Origin of the sequence: Sphingomonas sp. Ant20, from assembly GCF_000783375.1 — a bacterium.
GTDB lineage: Bacteria > Pseudomonadota > Alphaproteobacteria > Sphingomonadales > Sphingomonadaceae > Sphingomonas > Sphingomonas aerolata.
The window spans coordinates 22,372-49,302 of record NZ_JRVI01000034.1 but is presented as its reverse complement, the minus strand read 5'-3'; the positions used below and the strand labels follow the sequence as shown (position 1 = coordinate 49,302).

Annotated in this window: 19 protein-coding genes and 6 pseudogenes (1 of these 25 only partly in view); 9 read left to right on the top strand and 16 right to left on the bottom strand. The window is 64.7% G+C overall.

Annotated elements, in window-relative coordinates:
* Positions 1-3: pseudogene (locus NI18_RS23085) on the top strand (IS3 family transposase) (it extends 1,202 nt beyond the left edge of the window).
* 16 nt (positions 4-19) lie between these two features.
* A pseudogene (locus NI18_RS23080) lies at positions 20-769 on the top strand (IS5 family transposase).
* 813 nt (positions 770-1,582) lie between these two features.
* Here the strand turns inward: NI18_RS23080 and NI18_RS25525 are convergent.
* Both NI18_RS25525 and NI18_RS06610 read right to left on the bottom strand, forming a co-directional pair.
* Positions 1,583-5,344, bottom strand: a complete 3,762-nt coding sequence (locus NI18_RS25525) for an SIR2 family protein (RefSeq protein WP_037528920.1) — start codon at positions 5,342-5,344, stop codon at positions 1,583-1,585.
* 250 nt (positions 5,345-5,594) lie between these two features.
* Complete coding sequence (locus NI18_RS06610; protein WP_037528919.1) at positions 5,595-7,139, bottom strand: hypothetical protein; 1,545 nt, start codon at positions 7,137-7,139, stop codon at positions 5,595-5,597.
* A 186-nt stretch (positions 7,140-7,325) separates the two neighbouring features.
* Between NI18_RS06610 and NI18_RS24165 the strand changes: the two genes are divergently transcribed.
* Both NI18_RS24165 and NI18_RS24990 read left to right on the top strand, forming a co-directional pair.
* Positions 7,326-7,736, top strand: a complete 411-nt coding sequence (locus NI18_RS24165) for a hypothetical protein (RefSeq protein WP_128082110.1) — start codon at positions 7,326-7,328, stop codon at positions 7,734-7,736.
* A gap of 25 nt (positions 7,737-7,761) precedes the next feature.
* Positions 7,762-7,908, top strand: coding sequence for a hypothetical protein (locus tag NI18_RS24990; protein WP_157840493.1), 147 nt, complete (start codon positions 7,762-7,764; stop codon positions 7,906-7,908).
* Between the two features lie 45 nt (positions 7,909-7,953).
* Here NI18_RS24990 and NI18_RS06605 read toward each other — a convergent pair whose 3' ends face one another.
* On the bottom strand, positions 7,954-8,511 hold the full coding sequence (locus NI18_RS06605) for a hypothetical protein (protein ID WP_037528918.1): 558 nt from the start codon (positions 8,509-8,511) through the stop codon (positions 7,954-7,956).
* Between the two features lie 62 nt (positions 8,512-8,573).
* Positions 8,574-8,798 carry a hypothetical protein gene (locus tag NI18_RS06600; RefSeq protein WP_037528916.1) on the bottom strand — a complete coding sequence of 75 codons (225 nt, stop codon included), beginning with the start codon at positions 8,796-8,798 and terminating at the stop codon, positions 8,574-8,576.
* Positions 8,799-9,356: 558 nt separating this feature from the next.
* On the opposite strand from NI18_RS06600, the gene NI18_RS25520 reads away from it, so the two are divergent.
* Together NI18_RS25520 and NI18_RS06580 are read left to right on the top strand one after the other, a co-directional pair.
* On the top strand, positions 9,357-9,566 hold the full coding sequence (locus tag NI18_RS25520; protein ID WP_052149035.1) for a hypothetical protein: 210 nt from the start codon (positions 9,357-9,359) through the stop codon (positions 9,564-9,566).
* 892 nt (positions 9,567-10,458) lie between these two features.
* Complete coding sequence (locus tag NI18_RS06580; RefSeq protein ID WP_037528909.1) at positions 10,459-10,788, top strand: multidrug efflux SMR transporter; 330 nt, start codon at positions 10,459-10,461, stop codon at positions 10,786-10,788.
* A gap of 573 nt (positions 10,789-11,361) precedes the next feature.
* Here the strand turns inward: NI18_RS06580 and NI18_RS24160 are convergent.
* From NI18_RS24160 to NI18_RS24980, 9 genes and pseudogenes are all read right to left on the bottom strand, one after another.
* On the bottom strand, positions 11,362-11,541 hold the full coding sequence (locus NI18_RS24160) for a hypothetical protein (RefSeq protein ID WP_128082109.1): 180 nt from the start codon (positions 11,539-11,541) through the stop codon (positions 11,362-11,364).
* A 71-nt stretch (positions 11,542-11,612) separates the two neighbouring features.
* Positions 11,613-12,542, bottom strand: a complete 930-nt coding sequence (locus NI18_RS06575; protein WP_037528907.1) for an electron transfer flavoprotein subunit alpha/FixB family protein — start codon at positions 12,540-12,542, stop codon at positions 11,613-11,615.
* Positions 12,539-13,287, bottom strand: a pseudogene (locus NI18_RS06570) (electron transfer flavoprotein subunit beta/FixA family protein). Before NI18_RS06570 ends, NI18_RS06575 begins: the two are co-directional and overlap by 4 nt.
* A 146-nt stretch (positions 13,288-13,433) precedes the next feature.
* A complete protein-coding gene (locus NI18_RS06565; protein ID WP_037528904.1) occupies positions 13,434-14,054 on the bottom strand; it encodes a flavin reductase family protein in 621 nt (206 codons plus the stop codon).
* A 100-nt stretch (positions 14,055-14,154) separates the two neighbouring features.
* Positions 14,155-14,631, bottom strand: coding sequence for a c-type cytochrome (locus NI18_RS22130; RefSeq protein ID WP_052149034.1), 477 nt, complete (start codon positions 14,629-14,631; stop codon positions 14,155-14,157).
* Positions 14,624-16,100, bottom strand: a pseudogene (gene ndpB, locus NI18_RS06555) ((S)-6-hydroxynicotine oxidase NdpB). The gene NI18_RS22130 and the pseudogene ndpB overlap by 8 nt, the downstream one beginning before the upstream one ends.
* 41 nt (positions 16,101-16,141) lie before the next feature.
* Positions 16,142-17,542, bottom strand: coding sequence for an aldehyde dehydrogenase family protein (locus tag NI18_RS06550; RefSeq protein WP_037528900.1), 1,401 nt, complete (start codon positions 17,540-17,542; stop codon positions 16,142-16,144).
* On the bottom strand, positions 17,539-17,991 hold the full coding sequence (locus NI18_RS24985; protein ID WP_037528898.1) for a RidA family protein: 453 nt from the start codon (positions 17,989-17,991) through the stop codon (positions 17,539-17,541). Before NI18_RS24985 ends, NI18_RS06550 begins: the two co-directional genes overlap by 4 nt.
* 20 nt (positions 17,992-18,011) lie before the next feature.
* Positions 18,012-19,178, bottom strand: a complete 1,167-nt coding sequence (locus NI18_RS24980; RefSeq protein ID WP_037528896.1) for an MFS transporter — start codon at positions 19,176-19,178, stop codon at positions 18,012-18,014.
* Between the two features lie 672 nt (positions 19,179-19,850).
* Here NI18_RS24980 and NI18_RS06535 point away from each other — a divergent pair.
* Positions 19,851-22,208: a TonB-dependent receptor gene (locus NI18_RS06535; protein WP_084215066.1), complete on the top strand. Its 2,358-nt coding sequence runs from the start codon at positions 19,851-19,853 to the stop codon at positions 22,206-22,208.
* A gap of 211 nt (positions 22,209-22,419) precedes the next feature.
* Here the strand turns inward: NI18_RS06535 and NI18_RS23075 are convergent, their stop codons facing one another.
* Positions 22,420-22,818 carry a hypothetical protein gene (locus NI18_RS23075; protein ID WP_084215065.1) on the bottom strand — a complete coding sequence of 133 codons (399 nt, stop codon included), beginning with the start codon at positions 22,816-22,818 and terminating at the stop codon, positions 22,420-22,422.
* Between the two features lie 413 nt (positions 22,819-23,231).
* Between NI18_RS23075 and NI18_RS06525 the strand changes: the two genes are divergently transcribed.
* The gene (locus NI18_RS06525) at positions 23,232-23,687 is read left to right on the top strand and encodes a nicotine dehydrogenase subunit S (RefSeq protein ID WP_037528962.1); all 456 of its coding nucleotides are present in this window, start codon (positions 23,232-23,234) and stop codon (positions 23,685-23,687) included.
* Positions 23,688-23,727: 40 nt separating this feature from the next.
* Positions 23,728-25,919 (top strand): annotated as a pseudogene (locus NI18_RS06515) (nicotine dehydrogenase subunit L); the annotation flags it as partial.
* Between the two features lie 97 nt (positions 25,920-26,016).
* On the opposite strand, the gene NI18_RS06510 reads toward NI18_RS06515, so the two are convergent.
* Together NI18_RS06510 and NI18_RS06505 are read right to left on the bottom strand one after the other, a co-directional pair.
* A complete protein-coding gene (locus NI18_RS06510) occupies positions 26,017-26,400 on the bottom strand; it encodes a nuclear transport factor 2 family protein (RefSeq protein ID WP_037528885.1) in 384 nt (127 codons plus the stop codon).
* 98 nt (positions 26,401-26,498) lie between these two features.
* A pseudogene (locus NI18_RS06505) lies at positions 26,499-26,744 on the bottom strand (AraC family transcriptional regulator); the annotation flags it as partial.
* Positions 26,745-26,931 lie beyond the last annotated feature (187 nt).

The following is a 26,931-nucleotide window of genomic DNA, read 5'->3' as shown; positions in this document are numbered from 1 at the left end:
TGACGAAGGGAGCGTCATCTTGGATCGACATGGATTGAGCGACGAGCAGTGGGAACGGGTCCGCCCGCACTGCCCGGTAAGGTCGGTGATCGCGGCCGTTCGGCTGCGGACAATCGCAAGTTCCTGGACGCTGTCCTGTGGATCGCCGGAACGGGAGCACCTTGGCGAGATCTGCCGCAGAGCTTTGGTAACTGGAACTCCAATTTTCGTCGCTTTCGTCGCTGGGCGACAAAGGGGTCTTCGATCTTCTATTCGAGCGATTATCCGGCGATCGTGACTTCGAATATGCCATGATCGACGGTACTATTGTTCGGGTCCACCAGCAGGGCACCGGCGCAAGGGGGGGACTCAACGTCAGGCGATCGGACGGTCACGCGGCGGTCTGACCACCAAGATCGTGGCGCTGGTGGACGCGCTGGGAAACCTGGCGCGTTTCGTTCTGCTGCCCGGTCAAAGCCACGACCTCGTCGGAGTGAGCCCGCTGATTAAAGACGTCGAATTCGGTATGTTGCTCGGCGACAAGGCCTTCGACGCTGACTGGTTGCGTGCGGAACTCAACGATAGAGGTGCGGTAGCGGTGATCCCTCCAAAATCGAACCGGAAGCAGAACATCGACTGTGACTTCCATGCTTATCGCTGGCGGCATCTCGTGGAAAACTTCTTCTGCAGCCTCAAAACATTTCGCCGGATCGCCACCCGATACGAGAAAACCGATGAGAGCTACCGAGCCATGATCAACCTCGCCGCCCTGAAAATCGCTATGCGCTAAATGTCCACACGCCTTAGTACCAGCCAGCACGATGTTCCCCTTTTTATTGATATGGACTCGCATTAGCGAAAGTTGCACAGGGCGTAAATGGGGTTGGTGGAAAAAACCGTCCCCGCGGTTGTCGCTGTGGCTCGATCACTCGTTTTTTCTGAAAACGTGCACGCGGCTGCTCAGAGTAACATTCGATATGGTGTCATAACGCCCACGACCTTTCACAAACAGCTGGTCGCGACAGTTACGAAGACATCATTCAGGCCTGAGAAGCGTCAGGAGTTTATGCGCACGATGGCTCGACAGATGAGCAAGGCGCATTGCTTCACGGGTTCCGGCTTGACGCTCATGTGCCTACCAGTCACCTGCTCAGACGCATCGACGAGCTGCTCGACTTCGATTTTCGTAGGGGAGGCGCTGGCCGCGAGCTACAGCGCGAGCGGACGGCCACCGATCGATGCAGCAGCCGCTTCAGTACGACGTCGCCCCTTCAGATCGGCGTACGCGGCTGCATCGTCGCCCTTGTCAGAACCTCCCCAACGGCGGTCGGCCTCAGCGACGAGGGGTCGATCAGGCTCTGGTCCAGCGCTCCCTCGAAGACGATCGCGCCGTCGCGCCGTAGCAGGAAGAGGCCGCGCAGGTCGATCAGGGCACCGGATCGAGCCCGCGGGAGTAGGCGCGGAGCGCTTACTTGAACACCGCTGGTCGATAGCCGGCGATCCACGACCCGGCATACACTGACCCCCATCGCTCAGGTCCTCCCGCTGGCGCAGCCCGGCCCGCCGGGCCGTCGCGGGAACGAGGTTCTACCGCTTCTCATGCCTACGCCATGCGCCTCCTGAGCTCCGCTACACGAGGATCGCCGGCGAGCGCCCCTATGCCCGCAAGCTGCTCGATGACGGGCGGCACCCCCCAGGGCCATAGACCTGCATCCTCGGGGAGGATCGCATGAAGGATCGCGAGATACTCCTGGGGGTAGCGCTTGACCTCCTCGTCGTCGCCCTCGCCGCTGCGGGGGAAGACGTCGACCTGGTCGGCGGTGATGCCGAGGACCGGCAGCACGGCGGCGGTGACCTCCGGCATGCGGTCGCCCGAGCCGAGCGCCAGCGTGGCGAGTGCCGCCGATGCCGCAGGACTACGAGCGACCAGCTGGCGCGGCCAGACGTCGCGGACGAATTGGACGATGCGGGCGGCGCACGCGTCCGAAGCCTCCGCCCAGTTTCCCACCATACGCAGAGCCGCCAGGCGCTGGTGCTCGCCGGTCACGATAAGCGCCTCCCTCAGGTCGGCGGACGCGATCGTCGGGTCATCGCCGACTGGGGTGCCGAACCAGGCGGTGAGAAGGTGGCCGATGGCCTGATCCCGCTGGCGGGACGGCATGGCCCCGTCCTCGACAAGCCCGAGCAGCAGCGGCCGGACAAGCACGAACAGGCTGTCGAGGAGCTGCTGCTCGAGCGCGAGCAGCCCGACCAGCGCGGCGTCGACGGCGGTATCGTCCCGCGCGCCGCCAAGGAGGGGCAGGAGGTTCCGCTCCGTCCACCTGCGATCCTTTGCGAACAGCCAGTTGGCCTGGCCCGCGAGCAGGACGGCGGCATGCGCACGGGGCTCCTGCGTCAGAGACAGCAGCGTGGTCGCGCGTTCCTGGAAACTTCCCGGCAGCGCTTGCGGGTCGCCGCTCCAGTCGGCTTCGGCGAACAGCATCTCGGTCAGCCGGCCGGCGGGCGCGTTGATGGCCTCGCCGATCCACTCGTGCTCGCCCTGTACGACGACGCCGGAAGCTCCCGCCTCCGGATGCCGCGCGAGGACCTCCACCAGCCGCTGCCACGTGGCGAGATGCAGATCGCGGTGCTGCCGCCAGACCGGTTCCGAGCGTGTCGCGAACCAGTAGGTCGCCGCGCCGACGTTCTCTGCGAGTACCGCGTCCGGCAGGCGGCAGATCCGCCTCGCGAGCATGCAGCGCAGGCGCGGCGAATCCGCCCGACGTGCTTCCGACCAGAACAGATCGCTCCAGGCCCACGCCCATGGCTCTCCGCGAGCGGCGGCACGTCGCAGTGCGGCCAGGGCCCTGACCGGCCTGCTTTCGGCAAGGCCGCGGAACGGGCGAGCCTCGACGAGGAAGTCGCGCCGCCGCCCCGCGCCCTCCTCGGCAGTCGTCAGCACCTGGTCAAGCGGAACCTCGAGGAGCCGGTCGTGGGTTTTGTCGGCCGAGACCTGACCGCCCCGCGACGGGTTGCGGTCGAGCTGCTCGGAAGCGTCGTCCTCGCTCCAGCCGGGAAGCCGTGCAGCCAGTTTCGTCATCAGCGGACCGAGATCGAACGTCGTCTGGAGCCCCTCGCGCCGGAGCCAGTGCAGACGTCGCAGGACCGAGTTGATGCGATAGGGCTCGAACGCATCGGAAGCCGTCCCCTCCCGTGGCTCCGGTCCTGCGAGGATCGCGGCCTCGATGCTGCCGCGGGCGTCCTCAGGCAGTTCCGTCCAGCGCGCCGTCAGCGTAATGAGCAGATCCCGCTCAAGCCGTCCGTCCCACAGGTCGGAACCCAGGGAGAGGACGATCGCGGCGGCCTGCGCAGGGTCCGTCAGCTGCCGCTGCCCCGCGGCCCACACCCGCAGATTGCGGAACGGCGTGCCGTGCGCGTTCCGCCAGCTGCCGATCTCGGCCAGCGCCAGATCTGGTGCGGTCTCGTACAGCTGTGCGACGAGCGCCGCGAAGCGGAACATCAGGGCGGAGATGTCCGAGACCCCGATCCGGAACTCGCCTGGCCCCAGCTCGTATCGCGCGAACGGAGCCAGCCCGGTCAGCGCGAAGCCGCCGACGGCCTGTTCGAGCCGGCTGGCGAGCAGAAGGTTGCGGCGGACGCCGTCGACGTAGTCCGCGAGATGCTCGGGCGGAACCTCGAGGCGATCGGCGTGCCGCGCGTAGGCCACGTCGGCATCCACGAGACGAATGCCGGCGGCAGCGGCGGCGACCGGCGCCGTCATCGGTCGCTGCACGGTCAGACGCGGGCGTTCGATCCGGACGAGGCTGGCTACCGCGAGCGACGACCATCCTTCGGCCTGAACGACGCGCTGCAGGTCGTACACGCTCCGTCCCGCATCCCCCGCCTCCTCGCTCGCCGCGAGCAGCAGCCGCCATCCCCTGCGCACGGCGGCCGGCACGTCGTCGCGCAGCAGGGCGTGGCGGACCCTGAAGGTCATGTCCGGGTGAAGCGCATCCTGCCCGGCGGCCCACCATAGCGCGACGGGATCGGCGGCGATCCGCCCGAACCAGCCTGCGAGGCGTGCAAGCCGCTCCGTCAGCTGCGGCGCGTCGGTCGAGGAACGCCCCCGCAGCGACACCGGGACGGCGCTTCTGCCGGCCGGACGCTCGCCCGAGACGGCCTCGAACGCCGACCAGCTGCTCTGCGGAACCGTCGCGGACCGGTGGCGATCCTGATCGCGAGGCGGAGCCGTCTCTCCATCCAGGCCGTAGGCTGCGAACGGATCGAAGTCCTCTCGTGCGGAGCCGTCGAGGCTCGTCATCCGGGGCTTGTCGAAGCGGACCTGCGGATCGAAGACGCAGAGCCACTCGGCCGGCGGCGGCGGCTCGTGTTCGGCGAAGATCCTGGCGCCAAGACGCGAGGATATCAGCTGCGCGACCTGCCCGCGCTGGTACGGCAGCAGATTCCTGGGTCCCCGCATGGCCATGGCGGCGACGTCCCGGCGCCAGCCGTCCGGGTCGCGAGCGCGGCCCGCCCAGGCGTCGAGTGTCGTCCACAGGCCGGAGAACGTGTCGAAGGGAATGGCGGTCACCCCCTTGTGACGCCAAAGTGAAGTCGCACGCGACGCCTCGCCGTCCTGGAGCGCGTAGAGCCGGCCCGGCCTGACACCGGTGCTGAGCGCCTCCAGCAGATACTGCATTGGCGGATCGTCTGCGGAATAGCCCACGAAGACGATGCGGTACCGGTCCATCAGCGAACGCATGAAGGCCGTCGCCCAGCCGTCCGCCAGGTACGCGCGTCCGAAATCGGCGGAGGAGAGGACGAATTCCGGTCCGTCGGGTCCCCGGTAGTCGAGGGTGACCTTGCCGTGGAGGTGGATCACGCCTGCCAGCGCACCGGTGCGCGCAGGATCCGGCAGCGACGGTGGCGCCACTGCCCGCAGGGACGGATCGGCAAGCTCGAACACGCGATCGAAGTTGGTCGTGACGAGTCTGACGGTGCCGTCGGGTGCGCGCGACAGGTCGATCAGCGCCTGGTGGGCAGCGAGACCGGGCACGCCGGGCGGCTCGAGCGAGCGGGCTACGGCCCGCCGCACGTCCTCGACGGGGAACTCCTGCTCGAGCAAGGCGAATATGCGGTCGGCCGGCGGGATGCCGCCGGCTCCGGGGATGGGATCGATTCGTCCGGCGAGCTCGATCAGGCGACGCGCGGGGCTCGTGCGCGACGATCCGAGCTCGTCGACCACCCTGCCGGCAAGCTCGTTGAAGCTCGGGCCTCCGGCCTGATGGCGGGATACGCCGGCGCCGCAGAAGAAAACGACCTGACCCTCGTCGCGCGCATCGAGAAGATCGCCTGGCAGATCGGGACCGTCGGCGATGAACCTCACGAAGCGGTTCCCTCCAGCCGGTGCGATCGCATCGGTCGGGACGGGCGCCTTGAGCGAGGGCGGACGAGACGCGCGGGTGATCCGACGTTCGCCTTCGCTTCGGACTGCCGTGCTTCCCCTGCATCGCTCGTCATCGTCGTCTCCGCGAACTGCGTACGGATGGAAGCGGACGTTCGCAACGTCAGGACGGGGCTCCGGTAGAGGAAATCCTAATCCGCCATTGCGGCCGTACGACACCTGTGGAAGCGGGTCAGGTCGGTCGATCGAGCTGAAGAGGAAGATCCCGAAACGCGTCGGTCGTGATCTGGCCTAGGTCGCCAAGAGCCAAGACCCCGCCCGATCGTGAGAGCCGCTGCAGGTGCCGCCGATATGCCTCGACCGTCCGCTCCCCGTCGCCGCCGTCCAACGTGCCGTACAGGATGTGTGCCGGCCCGAAGTGGATCTGCCGCCGCCGGCGCTTGATGCGGTCCAGCATGATCGGCCGCGATGCGACGATGCCGATCCTGGCGTTCGCCAGCGAGAGGTCGCAGTACGCCAGGAACGCGCCGACCTTCGCGGGGACCTGCGACGCGCGGTCGAAGTCGATCATCGCGGGTCCCTGCCCGGCGAGGGCGATCGTCACCATGATCTCCTGCCAGGCGTCGTGGACCTCTGCGATGCTCAGGTGCGGGACCGGTCTTTCGGCGTCGGCCGCGACCATCCGGACGATCCGCATCGCGGCGACGAGGAACTTCCAGCTCTCGGCGGACTGCGCCCTGGTCATGGCGATCGCTCCGAGATCGACGGTGCGGCCTCCGAACTCCGCCTCGAGCGAGACCTTCTTGCCGGGCGAAGTCGCCTGAAGCTCTGCGAACAGCGCGACATCGGATGGCGAGACCATCGCCTCCCGTTCGAGATGGGCGTGCGCACGGGTCTCGTCATGTGGACCCAGCACGACCTCTAGGCATGGCGTGACCACGCGGATTGCGTGGAGATGATCGAACGACGCGTCGAAGACCTTCGCCGCTACGACATGCCGTGCGCCGTTCGGGAACTCGGCTGCCAGCGTCCCCGCCTCGCCCTCGGCGATGAGCTCGAAGAGGACGTCGGTCACGTCGATCTCCGGCTGCCGGGCACGGACGCCGAAGCGCTCGCTCGTGAAGGTGAAGCGCTTCGCCCTGACGCCGCTCTTCAGTCCCAGCATCTGGTCCAGGACGTCGCGGCGTCCGCCCGCTGGCAGGGTCACCAGTCCCCTGCCGGTGGTCGTCTCGAAGCCGATGGTCCGGACGATCCCTTCCTTTGCAGTGGCGTACGACGGGATCCTCGCGATAGCCTGCGCGATCCAGTCGAGCAGTCCTGCGGCTGGAACTTCGGTCGTCTCATCGAACGCCAAGCGTACGGTCTCGCGGTGGACGGCGACGACGCCGAGCGCGTCGGCTTCGCGACCGGCCTTCAGCCAGGCTGCGATCTCCGCCAGCCAGACGTGCCGGATGAAGTAGCGTGCCTCGCCGTCGCGCAGGACCACGAGCAGGATGAAGGTCGGCAGTGGCGAGCGCGCGTATCGCAGGGCATTCGACAGACTGAGAGAGACGGTGCGTCCATCGCCCTTCGTCGTCTTGATCTGGACGGAGGCTATTCGCTGGGTCTGTCGCAGATCGATCGCGATCTTCGGCTGAGCCTCGGGCGGAAACTCGATGAGCATGTCCCAGCCGTTGTCGTCCTCGTCAGACTTGGTGCAACTCACCTCGGCTTCGCTGCACAGCAGGCTGAACCGCTTCTCGCCCTGCCGGCCTGTCATGAGGTTGGAAAACGACATCGCTCCAGCTTACTCATGGCAGCTGCGCAGGTGAAGAAGCCTTCCCGGTCCGACGAGACCCAAGCCTTCGGTTCCCCGATATGGACGGAAGCAGGAATCCGTTAACGTCGGCTGACTACATCTCCGAACAGGCCCGGCGTCAGCAGGGCGCGGGCTGGCAACATCTTTTTGGGAGCCGCGGCGACGATGCCAACCATCTATCGTGACGACCTCAGCGACCGCCTGATACATCTGACGAAGGGCGAGCCCGAGCAGGCGATGGGAACCTTGCTGACGATCATCGACGAGCGCAGGCTGATCGGCGGGATCGGCTATATCAAAGGGCGGACACCGTTGCGTTTGCTTCAGCGAATCACCAATTTCCAGAATTGGTTTTCTTCTTGCTCAGCCGCGGGAAGAGGTGAAGTACAAGCCGTATGGCATCATGTTCAGGAAGACATGGATCTACAGGAAGGGTGGCCGGCCCGTGTTCTACCAATCCGAACATGTCTACGCGAAGCTGCCGCCGGAGCTGCAGCATCTCCATGTGCGCTTCGATCTGTCCTACTTGCCGCCCACGGATCACAGCTGAGAACGCGAGTGGCGTCTCAAGGCTGACGAGCTTCCCTTTACACCTGATGACGTGTCGCTGATTCTGCCGAACCGCGCCGTTCTGGACGTCATGGTCGAGCACCATCTTAAGGCCGCCGGCACGCCGTTTCCCTGGCGGTACATCCTCCTGGAGGATCTCGGCGTCCCCGTCGACCACGGCCTCATCGCCGACGCATAGATACGTTAAGCACGCTTACCCTGCGGGGCGGCGTTGCGCGGCGCCTTACGCCATCGCATCCAGCAGATCGCTTGTCTGGAAGTTCAGCAGAAACTGCGCGTACGACGAGCTGAAGATGTCCGCGATGTACTCGGCCACCTCGACATCTTCGGACGCGTCGTCGCCTCGCCGTACGCCGTACTTGCGCGACCTGGTCGTCGCGAACAGGAACAGGGTATGGAAGTAGACGGAGCTGACGAAGCGGCGCCCCGCCAGCTCCGCTGCCTCGACCGACTTGGCGTTCCGGTTGGAGTCCTTCAGCACGGAGCTGTCGACGTTGACGTAGATGCGGGCCAGCTTGTCTTCCTCGACATAGGGCTGCACGACCACGTCGAAGTTCATGTCGACACCGGCGTCCTGAAGCTCGTCCCACGACTTGCGCCCCTCACCGCCCTCCTTCGAGCACAGCACCAGCTCCGGGATGCCGAGTGGCGGTTCCGCCTCGGAACGGGGCTTCGTCGTCTGACGCTCGGGATCGGCGATCCGTACCAGCAACGTCTCGACGAGATCGCCCTCCGGGCTGGACAGCGTGGCCCTGAGTTCGATCATGTCGCCCGTCGCCATCTCGCTGGTCGCCCGCAGGCCGATCCTGATCGTGCCGTCGGCGGGGCTGGCACGGGTTACCCCTAGGATCTCGCCCTCTTCCGACGCAGCGCCGGCGTCCCGCCGCCGCCGCCGGCCGCAGCGGGCCTCATCAGCGCCACGGTCAGCCGACCGGGATCGTCGGTACGGTCAAAGTAGTCGTTCTCGACGTCGGTGGCGAACGAGATGGTCCGGCTGCCGCCGGCCGGCAGCCGGTACAGCCTGACCTTGCCCTCCTGTCCGTGCGGACTGCCGGCCGTCTCGCGCATGGTGGAGCGTCTTGCGGCGGACGGCGAGGACATCCAGGTCGTGCTGACCACGCAGGCCCGTCTGCCGGAGATCGCGTTCGAGGCGGACCTGCCGCTTGATCGCCTGGATCCGGCGTCGTCCGCGCTTCTTCTGCCCGCGGAGATCCGAAAGGACGAGCTGACCGACCTCCTCGAGATCGGGGACGGTCATCCTCTTACGCTCAGGATCCTAGCTGCGCTGGTCCGTCATCTGGGCGCCGTGAGGTTCGTCGTAGAGCGGGTCGGCCGGCGCCCGGAGCTTCCGGTCGAGCTGCCCGGGCGAGCGGCGCACGATGCCGGCTCATCGCTCGACCGGTGTCTGAGCGTGCCTCTTGAGCGACGATCGCCGCCCCGACGAGGCACTGCTGCTGAGCCTGCGGCCGTCTGCTCGGTCAGGCTGGGTGGTTCCACCAGGCGCATAGCGGATCTGCGGACGTCGACGCCGTCATTCAGCTTCTGCGCCACACCTTCAGGGACGGGGCTACTACCCTGTCCCGCCTTCTCGAGCGCTCGGCTGCCCCTTCCTGGCTTGTTCGCGCCGTGGGCGCTTCCTTCGACGTCAAGGATCTGCTGCGTGAACGAGCCTACCGCTGGGACCCGGCGCGACGTCTCCGGTGGAAGGAGATCGCCGATATGGACAGGACGAACGAGGAATTCTGGCTTGCCTCGAAGGTCTACTCGTCCGGACGGGGCGCGAGATCGATCGGGCCGGATTTTGAGGAGATCACAGCTGCCAGACGATTTCGCTAGCTGATCATTAAGCCGCCGCGACGCGCGACGCAGCATCCATCGCCTTTCCCGGAGGCGCCCGATCGAGTCCAGTCAAGCCTGCGGCCTTGCGACCTGCACCAAGGTCAGAGGCGAACTCCGCGATCGCGGCGCATGGTTCGATCGGACCGAGCCACTTCAGACACACGACGTCCGATGGCCAGCAGTTCGACTGGATCAGCCGAGGACGATGTCCTACCGCCGCGAGATGTTCGCGAACCGCCGGGAAGACGACGGACGTCCTGCTCGGAGTCGAAGGGCGCCGCGATTGATCCAGGGAGATTTCAATCTCCTCTGCTGGGTCGCGCATTGGAGAGTTCCGGAAGATGATAATAACATGCCCGACGTGCAAACGGACGAGTCAACTGGAGACGGCTCCGACCGGATCGGCGAACGACGACGAGGACGTGGTGGAATGGTCCGCTCCCGAAGGCTTCCGCAAGGTCGTCGGGGGATGGAGATCGAACGTCCTGAACCTCTATTGCCGGCAATGCGGTGTGCCAGCGCAATGGGGCGGCCCACGCATCGTCTAACCCACGTACTATGCATGGCCGGCCACGTGGACATCGACATCGTGCGGGCACCCACGGAAGCTGGCGATACGCCCGCCACTACCGTCGCGATGCCTGAAGCCAACCGACGCCACTCTGCCGTCGGGACGGACGACGCGGACGGATTAACATCCCGCGCCGACCTTCGAGCTGCCGATCGGTGTCGAGCAGCCGCCCTGTAAAAAGTCGCATGAGCGGCCAGTCCTTGATCAGGAATTGGAGTCCTTGCCATGGCATCAGCGCGGGCGACGCACCACCAAGGTGTCGGTGGCGGACGATAACTGCTGGTTGTCTCGGACGCCGGGCGTGCCTAATTACCTTACATGGCGTACGGCTACCTTGGGGTTGCGATCCTTTCCGAAATTGTCGCCACGTCCTTCCTGAAGCAGAGCGATGGCTTCACCAAACCCGTTCCGACGATCGTCATGGGCGTGGCATACGTGGTTTCCTTCTACTTTCTGTCGCTTGCACTGAGGGACATCCCTACTGGGATCGCCTACGCGATATGGTCGGGCATCGGCATCGTACTCATCGCCATGATCGCTTGGGTGGTGCAGGGCCAGAGGCTGGATATTCCCGCCATGGCGGGAATGGCGCTGATCATCGCTGGCGTGCTCGTTATGAACCTCTTCTCGAAGACGGCCGGGCACTGACGTCAGCGGCCGGCTTGCACGATCCTTCCTGAGAACATGACGGGCCAACAATGTTGAAGGAGGATGGCCGGATCGAACGGGCACGTCATCCGCCACGGCCGCCTGTTCCTTCGAAAGAGCGATTTTTGGTCGAGTGAAGCCGCCCGCATCCGTCGCTACGGAAGGCTCCGCAGGTGGACGGGGCGGGTCGCTCGCGGCCTCGGAGGCAGTCCTGAACCAGATGTCGTCGGTGCGGGCGGTCTTGGCGGTGAACCAGTTGACGGCCTCAACCGCCAGGTTGGGCATGGCCGGATCTACTACCATCATTCTACAAGAACGGCACCAAGGCAGTCGCATGTGAGGCCACGGCGGCGCGGGTCGACGAGGCGTTCTTCGCGAGGCACCCCGCCACCGAGCTCTGGGATGGAAAGACCAGGAGCTGAAGTGCGCCGACGGGCTTACCCGGCCGCTGCGCCAAGACTACCGTCGGGCTTCAGGCTGACGGTTGGCCCATCGTCGTGGCTATCCCTACCCCCGACGGCGAGATCCGGCTCCTGGTGGCCGTGGCACCGAAAGCGCAGGGGCAAAGACGCGTTACTGCTGCTCACCACCATCCGCCGTTACGACCTGTACAGCATGACGATCCATGGCAACGATCACCGGTATTGCGGCGTCACCGGCCGCCGAACGGTCGTCTTCGTCAACGTAGACGACCGCGCGAACATCCGCTTCACCGCACGCCGTGATCGCGGCTGGTGGCCATGCCGTGATCACGGCGGTCGAGCTCCTCGGCGTTTCCTTTCGCGGCCCGCGGCGAACCGTGAGGTGATGGACCGGCGGGCGCGTCAGAGCTTCCGAGTGAGTTCCGGCACGATCTCGAAGAGATCACCGACGAGCCCGAGGTCGGCCACCTGGAAGATGGGGGCGTCCTCGTCCTTGTTTATGGCGATGATCGTCTTTGAATCCTTCATTCCAGCGAGATGCTGTATCGCACCCGAGATGCCGACCGCGACGTAGACCTCAGGCGCGACGATCTTTCCGGTCTGGCCGATCTGATAGTCGTTGGGGACATACCCGGCGTCCACGGCGGCCCGGCTTGCGCCGACGCCCGCTCCAAGCCTGTCGGCCAGAGGCTCGATAAGCTCGGCGAACCTCTCCCCGGACCCCAACGCACGGCCACCCGCCACGATCACCCGCGCACTCGTCAACTCGGGACGGGACGATGCGGCGATCTCCTGTCCGACGAAGGTCGACAATCCCTTGTCACCGGTCGACTCGACCGTCTCGATCCTGCCGGTCCCGCCATCGCTGGCCGCCTTCTCGAAGGCCGTTCCGCGAACTGTGAGGACCTTCTTAACGTCCGACGTCCGAACCGTCGCGATCGCGTTGCCGGCGTAGATCGGCCGCGTGAACGTGTCCTCGCCCTCGACCGAGAGGATGTCGCTGATCTGCATGACGTCCAGTAGTGCCGCCACCCGCGGCGCGAGCGCCTTGCCGCTGGTCGTCGCGGGCGCGAGGAAAGCATCGTGACGACCCATGAGTTCAACAACGAGCGGCGCGACGTTCTCGGCCAGCAGGTGCGCATATTCTACATCGTCGGCGACATGCACCACGCCCACGCCCGCGATGCCCGCAGCCGCCTGCGCAACGCCGCCGACCCCATGGCCGACGACCAGCAGATGCACCTCGCCCAACAGCGACGCGGCGGTCACGGTGCGAAGCGTCGCATCCCTGACGGCGGTGCCGTCATGTTCGACCCAAACAAGCGTCTTCACTTGGCAATCCCCATGGCATGCAGCTTCATTACCAGTTCGTCGACGTCCGCGACCTTCACGCCGCCCTTTCGCGCAGCAGGCTCAGCGACGCCGATCGTCTTGAGCCGCGGCGTCAGATCTAGCGCGAATTCGACCGCCGCCCTCTGCGCCATCGGCTTGGCCTTCGCTTCATGATGTTCGGCAGAGACGCGTAGCGCGGCTCGTTTAGCCGCAGGTCGGCCGTCACGATCGCGGGGAAAGGATAGCGGTCCGTCTCGAGGCCTCCATCCACCTCGCGCGTGACGGTCAGGCCATCTGGCGTGATCTCGACCTTCGATGCGAACGTGGCCTGGCCCCAGGCCAGAAGTCCCGCGAGCATCTGTCCAGTCTGATTGTTGTCGTCGTCGATCGCCTGCTTTCCCAAGATCACCAGCTGCGGCTGCTCCTCGGCAACGATCGCCCTCAGGATCTTGGCGATACCGAGCGGTTCGACCCTCTGCTCGCTGGTGACGAGGATGGCACGGTCGGCTCCCATCGCGAGCGCGGTGCGCAGCGTGTCCTGCGCCTTCGGCTCGCCGATGGAGACGACGACCACTTCAGAGGCCACACCACCCTCCTTCAGCCGTATAGCCTCCTCGACCGCGATCTCGTCGAAGGGGTTCATGCTCATCTTGACGTTCGCAAGGTCGATCCCCGAACCGTCGGCCTTCACGCGCGGCTTCACGTTGTAGTCGAGTACGCGCTTGATCGGCACTAGTACCTTCATCGAATTCCCTCTCGATCGACCGGTTGTCTCATGGCCGAAAGTACGAACGCCCGTAATTATGCGTAAGCAGAATTAAGGAGATTGGAGCTCACCCGATCTATAGCCGCTGGCTCGGCGCGCGACCTCGGCACCCGTCCGAGCGACCTTCAGTCCTCTGGTCTGCGCATGGAGAACGCCGCGTCGGGGCGAACTTCGAAATAGTCTGCGGCATAACCGGCCCGCAGTACGATCCCGGCTCCGGCAGTATCGAAGAGGCCGCCCCGAAGAAGCGCCCGGTCGATATGCACTCCCACGATCTCGCCCAGCGCGATCCAGGCTTGCAACTGACTTCCCGACGCATCCGTGAGCCGATGTATGTCGATCAGGCGGCATTCCAACGACACGGGCGCATCTGCGATCCGGGGGCAGTCCACGATCTCGCAGTCGATCGCATCGAGACCGGCCTGAAGGAACTCATCGACCAGAGGGCCCGCCGACCGAGACGTCGAGTTCATGGCTTCCGCGTGGCGACGGGTAACCAGGTTGCACGCGAAGACGCCGGTCTCGCGGACGTTCGACAGGGAGTCCTTCTCACCGATGCTCGAGAAGCCGACAATGGGCGGCCTGTCGCAGAGCATCGAGAAGAAGCTGTACGGCGCAAGATTGGCGACGCCGGCGGCGGAGCGGCTCGAGATCCACCCGATCGGTCTCGGGCCGAGGATCGCCCCCAGCGGATCGCGGGCAAGGCCATGTCCCGATCGGGGTTCGTAGAAGTGCCTGCCGTCCATTCCGTGGTCCGCTCATCATCCCTCCCGCGCGACCAGGACCGACCGGGAAATACCGACCGAAGTCCAGGCGTCGGGGGCCATCGTCGTCGACGGTCGCGACCTACTTCGAAGCCGTACCCGCTAGATAGGCCACGACCGCCTTCCTATCCGAGTCCTTCGCAAGGCCGCCGAAGGCCATTGCGGTACCGGGATACGCCGCCATCGGGTCCTTGAGGAAGGCGTCGAGCTTCTCGGGCGTCCAGCTTCCGTCCGCCTTCGCGAGGGCCTGCGAATAGGGGTAGCCGGCAACACCGCCGATCTTGCGGCCGAGTACGCCAGCCAGCGCAGGCCCCGCCGGTGAAGGGACTCCCGCTTCGGCGGAGTGGCACACCGCGCAGTTGCTGAAGACCTTCTTGCCGGCCTGCACCTGCATCGTATTGCGAGCCAGCGAGGAATAATCGATCGATGCCGCCGGGACCGAGGAGGTTCCGCCGGCCTTTTCGTCTCCTCCCTTCGGATTCGAACACGCGCCGACTGCGACGAGGCTTACGGCTGCGCACGCCATCATCGCGCTGCGAATGGTCAATCTGTCATCCATTGCTGATCTTTTCCTTCTCAAGCATCGTGGTCATCTCGCGACATGCGCGGATGCCACTCTCCACGGCCCCCGTCGATGTAGGCATGCCAACCGTCGGCGGTGCCGGAACCCGCGAAGAACAGGCGTCCCTCGGGCTTCGCCATGTCCTTGTACTTACGGAACCACCCGACCCGGTAGGCGGGCCACGCCATCTTCGAGAACGGGTCCTTCACCCAGTTGTAGGGCGCGATGTCGGTTATCTCGACACCGGGATGTATCTTGCGCAGCTCCGCGTTGACCGCATCCTGGTCGTTGATGTCGAGCAGTGACTGCCGCCCCAGCGTCGCCTTCAGAATGGTCCCGATCTGCGCACCGGACTCCTCGGTCTGAATCGCGCTGAGGGGGTTGGGGTCGTCGCAGAACGTGAAGGTGTTTCCGATGTTCTGCTTGATCCGCATGTACATCGTCGCGCCATCGCACAGATCGCCGTTCTTGATGAACGCCTGCTTTTCGGCCGAGAGCGCGGGTTTGAACTCGATGTCCGGATACACCTGTGTCGGAAGGGTGAACAGGACGGCCTTGGCCTCCACGGCCTGACCGTCCGCGGTGCGCAGCGTGACACCTGCAGCAGTCGTCTCGACCTGCTTGACGACGGTCCCGAGCCTGACGTCCGCCTTGCTGTCGTCGAGTATCGCCTTGGCGAGCGCCGCGGTGCCGCCGTTCGCGATGTGCCAGTGCTTCTCGGAGTCGGTGAAGGTGTACGGGTCCCACGCCGCGGCGGCGAACATCTTCACGTAGCTCATATAGCTGAAGGTGTTCGTCGGCGAGCCGGCATAGAGCACCAGTTCGGCATTCAGTGACGCACGCTGGATGGGGTCGAGATCGAGCTTCGCCATTCTATCCGCGGCGGACATCATGTCGAGCCTTGCCACCTCGGGATTGGAGAAGGGAGCGAACGGTTGCGGGAACAGCGTCTTCGCGCCCTCGCAGAACTTGTCGAAGGCGTCGTTGTAGCCGGCGTCGAACCGCGCGGGCGGAACGTCATGGACCTTGCCGTCGGCCGTCATCACGTAGGCCTTGTCCAGGTCCCGCAGCGGAACCTCCTCGAACCCGAAGCCGTACCGCTGCATCTCGGCGAACACGTGCGGCTGCACCCAGTGCACCGACGAACCGCCCAATTCGATCTGGCGGCCAAGGAACTTGCTCGTGAAGGTCCGCCCCCCGATGCGCGGGCGGGCCTCCAGAACCACTACCCGCCACCCCTTGGCGGCGAGTTCGCGAGCCGCCGTGATGCCTGCGTACCCCGCACCGACGACGGCCACGTCATACGGCCCCTTGTCCTTGCCGTCGCGAGCCTCTCGATCCGGATTCTCCTTGGCGCAACTCGCAAGAGCGATCGTGCCGGCCGCAGCCGCCCCGAATCTCATCAGCGATCGCCGATCTATCCCGCCACCGAACCCCACACCGTCTTCGTCCGTCTGCATCGTCATGCTGCCTTTATACTGCCGTTCGCACCGGTCTCCCGAAGGGATCAAGCGGCGACGTTGATGACCTGGAGGCGGGTGTATTCGTGAACACCTTCCAGACCGCCTTCCGTGCCGAGCCCTGACTGCTTGACGCCGCCGAACGGGATGTCGGGGTGGATGGCCGTGTGCTGGTTGATCCAGACGCTGCCGGCGGAAATGCCCCGCGCGAGCTGTCGGGCGCGATCGACATCGCGGGTCCAGATCGAGGCTCCTAGACCGTATGAGCCGAGATTGGCGCGGACGATCGCGTCGGCCTCGTCGTCGAAGCGGAGGAGAGGGACGACCGGGCCGAACTGCTCGCCGGTGACGAGAGGAGCGTCGTCGCCAAGGTCCGCGATCACCGTCGGCTCGATGAAGTATCCTGGTCGATTGGCCACATGACCGCCGGTCAGCACCGTACCTGACGACGCCGCCTCGTCGATGATGCCTCGGACCTTGTCGAACTGCATGCGGTTCTGCACCGGACCGAGCGTCACGCCGTCCTCGTCGCCCGCGCCCAGCCTGATCTCCCGCGTCGCCGCGACGAAGCGATCCCTGAAGTCGTCATAGACCTCGGTCGCGACGTACAACCGCTTCGGCGCGGCGCAGACCTGACCTGCGTTCAGGAAGACGGTCGCCGCCAGACCGCGGGCCGCGGCCTCCACATCGGCATCGGCGAGCACGATGGCCGGATCGTTGCCTCCGAGCTCCAACGTAACGCGCTTCATGTCGTCCGCGGCACTGCGCATTACCGCCTTGCCCGTGTCGGTCGAACCCGTGAACGATACCTTTGCGACATCCGGGTGCGCGGTGAGGCGTGCGCCCATGTCGTTGTCGTCGGCCACGATATTGAAGACGCCCGCCGGAAAGACGTCTGCTGCGAGACGGCCGAGCTCGAGCGTAGTGAGCGGTGTCGTGGGCGCTGGCTTGAGGACGACCGTGTTGCCTGTGATCAGGGCGGGCGCGTACTTGTTGCTGGCCAGGATCATCGGAAAGTTCCACGGCGTTATGCCGGCTACCACGCCCAGAGGTCTGCGCTCCACCTCGTAGGCTCCGGTCGGATGGTCGCGCTTCTCCGGCTTCAATTCGACAGCGGCATAGAAGCGGATTCCGCGAACTGTCGCGTCGACCTCGTAGCGGGCCTCGCCCCAAGGCTTACCCTGCTCGCGGACGAGCAGCAGGGCGAAGGCGTCGGCCTCCTCGTCGAGACGACGCGCGAATTCCAGCAGGCATTCGCTCCTCTCCGACCACGACCTCGCCGCCCAGTCGGGGAAAGCCCGCGCCGCCGCGGCGACCGCTTCGTCCAACTGAGCGCCATCGGCCACGTGCGCGTCCGCGAAACTTTCGCCGGTGGAGGGATCGATCACGGCGATCGTGCGGGCTCCTTCAACGAGCCGTCCGTCGATTAGCATCCTGTAAGCGTTCATTGCTGATCCTGTCGCTCGGTATCTGGAAGGGAGGCGGTGGAGGAAGATCCACCGATCGGGATGTACGCGACGCACGTGACCTCGACGCGGATGGCGGGGCTGATGAATCCGACGACCTGCACCCCCGCCACCGAAGGCCCATCGCAGCCGCGATAGAAGTCCTGTCGATGCGGGAAGAGACGCTTCGAATACTCTTCACCGGTACAGGAATAGTAGATCGTCTCGCTGACGACGTCCGACGCCGCGCCCCCGTGCGCCGCAAGCACGCGTTCCATCTGTTCGTAGACGACCTTGAACTGAAGTGCCGCGTCGTCGGCATGGAGCTCGTTGCCGACCTCGTCCACGGCGGTGAGGCCACCGATGAAGACGAGATCGCCGGCGCGGACGCCGATGGACATGCAGTATTCGCGCTCCATCACAGGCATCAGATGGAAGGGTGTCGTGGTCATGTGAAAATTGCTCCGACCTGTCACGAAGCGCCATGCGCTGGAACGGCGACGCGGGCTGTACGGGTTGTTGAAACGAGAAAGGCTGCCACGAGAGCCGGCAGCGGGGTGACCAGGAAGACCGCAGACAGCGAGGCGCGCGTGAGCACGAGCGTTCCGATCGCGGGACCGACAGACTGCGCCGCGACGTTCACGATGTAGATCATGCGCGTGTAGCGGTGCCCGGGGTCGTTCTCTGCCGTCATCGACATGTAGAACGCCAGCCCCATGCACCATGCAGAGGCGTAGATGGCGAAGGCGATCGTGAAAAGCAGGGTGGAATGCGCGCCGTAGATGCCGAGCAAGGAGGCCAGAAACACCATCGTCGTGATCGCGATCCAACGTAGATGGCGCCCGCTCTCGCCGAAAAGCGTGGGTATGAGGCTGCCGCCGGCCGAAAAGATGTAGCCGAACGCCATGGCGTTCGCGACAGCTCGCTGATCCAGACCGTTGGAAAGGCCGATCCGCTCGATGAAGGCGTAGATAACATTTACGCTGACGCCGAACAGAAGGAGGCCGACCAATGCGATGCGGCCGGCGTTCCGACCACCGCCCTTCATACGAGGCACCTCCTCCGGCAGGACCGGTTCCGAGGGGCCGTTCAGCGATCGTGGAAGCAGCAGAGCCAGAACGGCGCCGAGCCCAAGCCAGAGCGCACCAGATCCCAGGGCGGCAGCATCGCCGAAATGCGACCGAAGCCCCTCGAGCAGCCAGATCGCGACCGCGGATAGCGTCATCCCCAATGCCAGTCCGGCCCCGTAGGCGCGAACCGGAACCACGGCCTGGGCAAGTACGCAGGCGGTGACCGTAGTGATCAGAACGACCGCGAAGCCGGCAACGAAACGGATGGCGCACAGCACGAGGAAGCCGTCCGCGGCCGCCGTGAACGCGTTGCCGACTGCGGCTACGATCGAAGCCGCTACTATCACCGTCCGCCAGTTCGCGCGAGGCATGAGGAAGAACCCGGCGACCGCGCCCAGCACTCCACCCGCCTGGTCCACGGTCTGTACGAGACCCGCCTGGCTGAGGGTCAGCCCGAGATGATCGACATACAGGCCGATGAAGAAGGGCGCGATGTCGATCAGGATCAGCGAGAATGCGTAGAGAAGGCAGGCGATCGCCAGGGTTCGTCCAGCCACCGTCCCCTTCATCGGTGAGGGTGTGCCGGGGGAAGGCGGTTGCGCGGCTGCCACGCTCACCGACCGGAACCGTGATGGTTGACTCGGCCCCGACGAGCAGAGGGCAGGCGATCAGCGGATGGGGTGTTCGTCGGCACGTCCACGAGACCTGGTACCGAAATTGGTGGGATTCCCTCCACGATCATGCCCGTCCTCGTCCCAAGCTGCTGCTGAGCTTTCTATCGGTTGAGCCGCCCGCCCCACGATGGCCAACCCGCGCTACGCCCGAGCGGCCATGATGAGTCGCGGACGACTGCATCGACAATAGCTCACTCCGACCGCGTAGCAACTTATTTATGCAGATGCATATTATTGAACTGTTCGACTCGCGGTCACGAACCAGAGCAACCGTAGTACCGAAATCGCCGATCTTCTCTGATGCGGCCCCGCAGAGGATGAACCTGCACAGACCTGACCAGAGCGGCCAACAGCCAACCCGTGGGTACGAGCCGGCCTCATAATTATACGTAACGATAATTATTGACCGATCGCGAATCGTTACATAGCAATGAGCATCCGCCCGGATCGCATCCGGCCCGGACAGCGCCCAGCGAAAGATCGCGGCGCCGTCATCGAAGTCTGCGGCGACGCAGGTTCCGGGAAGCGGGAGGACGTTTCAGGACCAATCAAAGGGGAGAGCCTTCCATGCATGTTCCATACGCGTTTCGCCTTCCGGCAACGGTGCTCGCAACCGCGCTCTGCACCACCCTGCCGTTCTCCGTTCGAGCCCAGGAGATGCCCGCTCCTTTCGGTACGGGGCCGGTCTCGTCGGGGCTGGCGGCGCAGGAATCGTCCAATGGAACAATGGCGGCGCCCCCCGCGGCCCAAGGTCGGCCAAGCCCCGGCCAGGCTGACTCGACGGAATCCGGCGATATCGTGGTGACGGCCACCCGGCGTGAGCAGCGGATCCAGGACGTGCCGATCGCGATTTCAGCGATCGGGGCGGCGGCGATCCAGGAGCGTCAGGTCACGCAGGTCGCGGATATCATCAAGCTGGCTCCGAATTCCCAGGTCAGCTATCCCTATGGTGAGGGCGGACCGCCCAACTACGTCATCCGAGGCATATCCTCGACCGACTACTCGCCGAACCAGAGCAAACCCATCGCCATCTACATAGACGAGGGTATCCGTAATCTGCAGGCGTTCGAGTCGATGCCGGTATTCGACGTCGAGCGGGTCGAGGTGTTGCGGGGGCCGCAGGGAACCCTTTACGGGAAGAACGCGACGGGCGGTGCCGTCAACATCGTGACCATCAAGCCCGGCTTCACGACCGAAGGGTACCTGACCGGAAGCTACGGGAACTTCGACCGGGTACGGCTTCAGGGTGCGATCCAGACACCGCTGATCAAGGACATCCTATCCGTCAGGATCGCCGGTCTGTACGTTCACGACAACGGCACCTTCCGGAACCTGGCGCCCGGTGCCGGCGACCTGAATCAGACCGACGTCTTCGCTATCCGCGGTGCGCTCCAGTTCCAGCCGTCCGACGACTTCGAGGCGACGTTGCGCTACAATCACGTCAGGAGCGGCGGTCGGAACTACGCTCCGATCGCCGCGAACATCGACTTCAACGACCCCGCGATCCTCTTCCCCGGCAACAACCTCGGCAATCAGCCCGGTTCCAACAGGAACGGCCTGGGGTTCTTCGAGAGCTCGCTCACCCGGACCCCGAAGCGGGACATCCGCATCGACGGTCTCAACCTCGTGATGAAGTGGAACGCCTCGGACACCATCACCCTTAATTCGGTGACCACGTACGATTGGGGCAAGTGGGTCGATACCGTGGACTCCGACGGTCTCGAGCTCGAAGTGGAGAGCCCTTTCGTTACACGCGGCAAGAACCTCAAGCAGTTCGTTCAGGAGTTTCGTCTCGCCACCTCGTTCGCAGGTCCCTTCAATCTTCAGGCCGGAGCGATGTACACCTGGGACAGCGCCAATGCCGGATTCGATTTCCGCCTCTTCACCGACCCAGCCTGCGGGAACGCCTGCAACGCCGGCCTTACTGCCAACGGCCGAGGCCTCACCCAGACGAACAACTTCCTACAGAAGCGCGACGGGTACTCGGCGTACGTTCGTGGAGAGCTCGAGCTTGCCCGAACGCTCACCGCCACGGGCGGCGTGCGCTTCAGCCGCGACAAGGTCGCCGTCAGCCGATACAATGCCTTCCTGGGCGACACCGCCGACACGTTCGCGGTAAACACGATCGCCAACGTGTCAGACCGCCGGACCTTCAACGACACCAGCTTCGAAGCCGGCATCAACTGGAAGCCCGCCGAGACCCTGCTGCTGTACGGCTCCATGCGCGAGGGATACCGTACGGGTGCCGTGAACGCGCAGGGCTTCAGCGACCCGTCGGAAGTCAACTTCGCACCGCCCGAGACCGCGCGGACCTTCGAGGCGGGCTTCAAGTCCACGCTGCTCGACCGGGCGCTCACGGTCAACGGCTCGGTGTTCCAGACCGACTACAAGAATCAGCAGGTCATCGTGCCCGAAGGGCTGCTCCTGCCACTTCGTTCGATAAGCGACTCGCGCGTCCGGGGCTTCGAGGCTGAGATCACCGCCAAGCCGACCAACCGTGTGACTTTGGGCGTCGGCATCGGCGTCCTCGATCCGACCTATGGCGCCGATGCGGTCGTCACGGGAACGAGCGGCGTCGATGTCGCCGGCAATCAGATCGCCAACTCCGCGCGGTTCAGCCTGAACCTGAACACGAACGTCGTGCTGGCCAAGTTGGCCGATGCGACGATCGAGTTCAACGGCGACGGCGTCTACACGTCGCGCGTCTACTACGATATCGGCGAGACACTTTCGCAGGGTGGCTATTGGCTGGCGAATGCTCGTGTCGCCTACAACGCAGACCGTTTCTCGGTCGGTGCCGGCGTCAAAAATCTCTTCAATGAGAAGTACGTATCTTACGGACTGCAGTTGCGCGCTCTTGGTTTCGATTTCCTGCAGCGCGGTGTGCCGCGCATGTACAGCGCCGACGTCACCTTCCGCTTCTAACGCCTGGAGTTTCCTCGAACGCCGGGTCGGACTGAAGAACACGCAGGCTGCGCACGGTACACCTGCTCCGATCGGATCATCGCGTGCGACGATGATCCCGATTTTGTTCACGTCGCAGGACGCGCCCCTACCTCGTCGAGACAGCTTTCGGCAGGCGGCGAGACTGGCCGCCAAGGCGACCGAAGACATTTTTACTTCTGCAACAAGGCGGTCACCGCGATTTCGGGGCGACTCTGCCAGCCGCTTTTCCGAACGTCATCTCTCGGGGGGACAGCACTCCGTCGCGCGTCGCGTCGAGTGCCCGTGGCGGCCTAGCCAGCAACTCGCGGCGGGAGACGAAGCCGTCTCCATTCCGATCGAGCTTGCGAAAGTTCGATACCGGCATCCCCTGCATCCGCCACTCCGTACGCGAGATACGGCTATCCCGGTCGGCATCCATCTTCTCGATCAGCTTCCTGACCCTGATGGGCGCGGACGATGGCGGACCGTTCGCAACGGCTGACGAGACGATAGTTGCGCAGACCACAACCCAGATCGCCCCGAACACAGGTTTCGCCGCGGAACGCATTGACATGGAACCGGTCTCCTTCATTTTTTTCGGATAGCGCATAACGGCAGGCGCGGCATCACAGTATTTCTTCGATCGAGAATTAGCACGTGGGTGAAAACGCAGCTGCCACCGTCCTTAAACACAGTGGTTGACCGTGTGCCGGCCCGACGACGGACCAAGCAGAGGGCCGCGAATGGCTTGTAATTATGTGAACGTATAATAATGTTGACGAGGGGGTTGGGTGCGTGCTCAGTTGCATATCGAGACGCCGGCTCCTGCCGATAGGACCTTCGGGACGATCGGCGTCGCTCGACCTGGTATTCGCAAAGTCGCAAAGACTACCGATCCGGTGATGGCTAGATGATCGCGAGAGGAGATGCCGTGATGCAGCGACCGCAGGTGTCCATCAAGAAGCAGCCGCGTCATGCTTGGCGGCCAATCGCCGCGGCACCCGATATCTCGATGACTTCGCGATGAAGGTTCATCTCAACGTGAACGGCACGCGCGTAAGCCCGGAGGTCGATGACGACACGCCCCTTCTGTGGGTACTGCGCGACACGCTCGGGCTGAAAGGCACGAAGTTCGGCTGCGGCATAGGTCAGTGCGGCGCATGCACGGTCCTTGTCGATGGACAGGCAACCCGTTCGTGCTCGCTGGCGGCAACGGCCGCTGCAGGGCTCGACATCATGACGATCGAAGGCCTCTCGGCCGATGGCGCTCAATACGTCCAGAAGGCCTGGCAGGATCACAGGGTTCCGCAGTGCGGGTACTGTCAGTCCGGTATGATCATGGCCGTGACCGCACTGCTGTCGAAGACCGCGGCTCCGACCGATGAGGACATCGATCAGGAGATCACCAACATCTGTCGCTGCGGTACCTACGACCGCATCCGCGCGGCGATCCATGCCGCTGCGAACAACCGGGTCTGATGGCCATATGGAACCCGATCGCAGGTCCCTTCTGAAGTCCATCGCCGCGGTCTCGGCCGGGATCGTCTTCCCCGTCGCCATCGCTGGCTGCCGCGTCGATGACTACGGTCCCGCCGAGCCGGTCGAGCTGATCTCCTGGGTAGTGGTGATGCCGAACAACACCGTCAGGATCCGGATACCGCAGAGCGACATCGGACAGGGCGTGATGACGACCCTTTCGCAGGTCCTGGCCGAAGAACTCGACCTCGACTGGTCGCTTGTTCGGCCGGAATTCTTCGATCCCCTCACAAATCTCAGGCGGGGCAACGTCTACGTCTACACCTGCACCGAGAGCAGCTGGTCGCAGATCGCCTCTTCGATCCGATGAGGATGGCAGGCGCGCAGATCCGCCACATGCTGCTCGCCGCGGCGTCCCGACGCTCCGGGATCCCCGTCGAGGACCTCAGGACGGAGAACAGCAGCATCGTCTCCGCGGGCGGCGGAAGGCAGAGCTATGCCGAGTTGGCGCTCGAGGCTTCGCGTCTCACACCTCCGGACCCCGCGACGGTGAAGCTGAAGGACGCGGCCGATTACAGGCTCATAGGAAAGCCGATAAAGCGCCTCGATCTTACCGCGAAGACGACGGGCGCACTCAGGTACGGCATCGACGTCGAGCTGCCCGGCATGCTTTACGCTGCCGTCCGTCAGTCGCCGGTCTACGGCGGACGGCTCGTCTCCTATGACGAGAGTGCAATCTCCAGCTTTCCAGGGGTGGTCAAGGTCGTGCGGATCGCCGGCGGCCCTTCCGGTCTGAACGGGCCGATCGCGGACGGTGGCGAGGACTATCCGATGGACGACGCGGTAGCCGTCGTGGCGGACAGCTTCTGGCGGGCGAGGAAGGCTCTGCTCGCCTTGCCTATCCAGTGGGAGGACGGAGAGTTCGCGACCGCGAGCAGCCCATCAATCATGGCCGACCTGACGCGGCGGGTCGGGCAGCCCCAGCCGGTCGTCAGGGAGGCCGGGGGCTTCGGCGAGGCGATCGGACGGGCTCACCAGATAATCGAAGCGGACTATTCGTATCCCTTCATGGACGCGATGCCGCTCGAGCCGATCAACTGCACGGCGTGGCTACAGCCTGATGGCCTTCAGGTGTGGGCGTCTACGCAGTTCGCCCAGGATGCCCACCGATTGGCCGCGGTGACGGCCGGCCTTCCGCCGGAGAAGGTACGCTTCCACCTCCCTTACACAGGCGGTGGCTTCGGTAGACGATGTCAGAACGAGTACGTCTCGCAGGGAGTACAGATCGCCAAGGCCGTCGCAGACCGGCCGATCAAGCTGATCTGGACCCGGGAGGAGATGATGGCCCGCGGCTATCCTCCCCCGATCACGGTCTCGCGTTTCAAGGCTGGGCTCGACGAGAATGGAAAGGTGATCGCGTGGTTCAACCGGGTGGTGAGCGGGACCGCGCCGGACCAGAGCTACGGCCCTGCCCGCCTGCCGCATTACGTGCCCAACCTCAGGATCGAGTACGCGCGCATCAAGACGCCACAGCCTTTCGGCTGGATGAGAGGCGTCGCCTTCACGCAACACGTGTGGATGAACCAGGGCTTCCAGGACGAACTCGCCGTAGCTGCGAGGCGCGACCCGGTGGAACTCTACTTCGAGCTGCTCGACGAGAACAGCGTGCCGGCTGGACTGGCGGATCGCAAGGTCGCGGTCGGTCGCATCCGCCACATGCGGGCGGTACTGAAGCGCGTCACGGAGATCGCCCGGTGGGGCGAGCCGATGGCGCCGGGCAGAGGTCGAGGCGTATCCGTCAGCGATTTCAGCTACTGGGTCACCTATCGCACCGGAACTGCCGCTGCGGTAGTCGATGTATCACTTGACGGTAAGGGAGGCCTCCGGGTCGATCGCGTCGTCGTGGTTCTGAACTGTGGCCGCATACTGAATCCCGAAGTCGTACGGGGGCAGGTCGAGGGCAGCATCTTCTGGGCGCTCACCACCGCGCTCTACGGAAAGATCACCCTCGAGAACGGTCGCGTGGTGGAGCGCAACTTCCAGGACCACAACGTGGCGCGGCTCGCAACCGCGTGTCGCGACATACGCATCGAACTCGTCGAGAGCGACGACCATCCCGCCGGCGTCGGCGAGGATGCCGTTCCCATCGTGATGACAGCGATGCTCAACGCCATACACGCTGCTGGAGGGCCGCGCATCCGGTCGCTTCCGCTCAGCCAGCATGACCTGTCATTCCGCGCTACGAATCCGGTCGCTCCGTCTCAGCCTAGCCGCGGCATCGCGATGCGCGCATACCCCCCATCCGCCGCTTGCGGATGGGGGGAGGCAACGCCTAGCCGACCGACCTGATCGCCAGGCTTTCGGCCTTGCAGAAGGCGTTCTTCGACACCAGCCTGCCGTCCTCGAAGCGAAGGATGTCGAGCCCATCGACCATCGACCTGGATCCATCCGCCGCCGTCATCATCATCGTCCAGGTCACGAGCGCGCGAGCATTCGGCTCGTCGAGGATAGTCGAGGTCACGTCGTAGCTGACGTCGCCAAGCGTGCCATCGAAGATGGACCTCAACGAGGTGCCGATCGCCGCCCTGCCCCGATGCTCGATCCCGTTCGGATCGACGTAGACCGCTTCCGGGGAAAGCAACTCGACCATTCGGTCGTAGTCCTTGTCGTTGAACGTATTCATGAATGCCGTCGTGTTGTCGGAAAGGTCGGACATGCTTGCTCCTGGGGTTTTTCGTCGTATTGTGGAAAGAGCCGACCGGGCCGGACCTCTTTTGTGGCCTGTGACCGGACGGGTTCGTCAAACGGGTACCGTCAATTGTCGAACGGCACTCCGAGAGAATTGCGGAAGGTCTGAGGCGAACAGTTGGCCCAGCGCTTGAAGGCGCATCGGAAGTTGCTGACCTCGGTGTAGCCTGCGCGGTCCGCGACCTCGCCGATCGTCAGGCCGGGATCCGCAAGACACCGCTTGGCAAATGCGAACCGGATTTCAGCCAGCGTCCATGCGTACGTCGTTCCCAACTCACGGAGCCTGCGGCGAAGCGTCCTGCCCGACAGCCCGAGTTCCCGTGCACGTCGGCTTCCGCTGCGTCGAAGCGCGGCCCCGTCAGGACAACTTCCTTCAGTCGTCTCACGAGCGGCGGGTCCGACCCGAGAGCTGGGTCCGCTGCGTTAAGGGCATCCCCTCGGGCATCATCCTGCATGCGCCCCGTACGGCGGCGTCGTTCGGAAAGCGCGCGTTCTCCAG

Bases quoted from the DNA above. Each gene is read 5' to 3' on its own strand.
- NI18_RS06565 (WP_037528904.1), bottom strand. From the start codon at position 14,054: ATGGACGGCAGGCACTTCTACGAACCCCGATCGGGACATGGCCTTGCC.
- NI18_RS23075 (WP_084215065.1), bottom strand. From the start codon at position 22,818: ATGCGCTATCCGAAAAAAATGAAGGAGACCGGTTCCATGTCAATGCGT.
- NI18_RS06535 (WP_084215066.1), top strand. From the start codon at position 19,851: ATGCATGTTCCATACGCGTTTCGCCTTCCGGCAACGGTGCTCGCAACC.
- NI18_RS06550 (WP_037528900.1), bottom strand. From the start codon at position 17,542: ATGAACGCTTACAGGATGCTAATCGACGGACGGCTCGTTGAAGGAGCC.
- NI18_RS06580 (WP_037528909.1), top strand. From the start codon at position 10,459: ATGGCGTACGGCTACCTTGGGGTTGCGATCCTTTCCGAAATTGTCGCC.
- NI18_RS06510 (WP_037528885.1), bottom strand. From the start codon at position 26,400: ATGTCCGACCTTTCCGACAACACGACGGCATTCATGAATACGTTCAAC.
- NI18_RS06605 (WP_037528918.1), bottom strand. From the start codon at position 8,511: ATGGCGACGGGCGACATGATCGAACTCAGGGCCACGCTGTCCAGCCCG.
- NI18_RS06600 (WP_037528916.1), bottom strand. From the start codon at position 8,798: ATGCGCGAGACGGCCGGCAGTCCGCACGGACAGGAGGGCAAGGTCAGG.
- NI18_RS24980 (WP_037528896.1), bottom strand. From the start codon at position 19,178: ATGAAGGGGACGGTGGCTGGACGAACCCTGGCGATCGCCTGCCTTCTC.
- NI18_RS22130 (WP_052149034.1), bottom strand. From the start codon at position 14,631: ATGGATGACAGATTGACCATTCGCAGCGCGATGATGGCGTGCGCAGCC.
- NI18_RS06610 (WP_037528919.1), bottom strand. From the start codon at position 7,139: ATGTCGTTTTCCAACCTCATGACAGGCCGGCAGGGCGAGAAGCGGTTC.
- NI18_RS24165 (WP_128082110.1), top strand. From the start codon at position 7,326: ATGCCAACCATCTATCGTGACGACCTCAGCGACCGCCTGATACATCTG.
- NI18_RS06525 (WP_037528962.1), top strand. From the start codon at position 23,232: ATGAAGGTTCATCTCAACGTGAACGGCACGCGCGTAAGCCCGGAGGTC.
- NI18_RS24985 (WP_037528898.1), bottom strand. From the start codon at position 17,991: ATGACCACGACACCCTTCCATCTGATGCCTGTGATGGAGCGCGAATAC.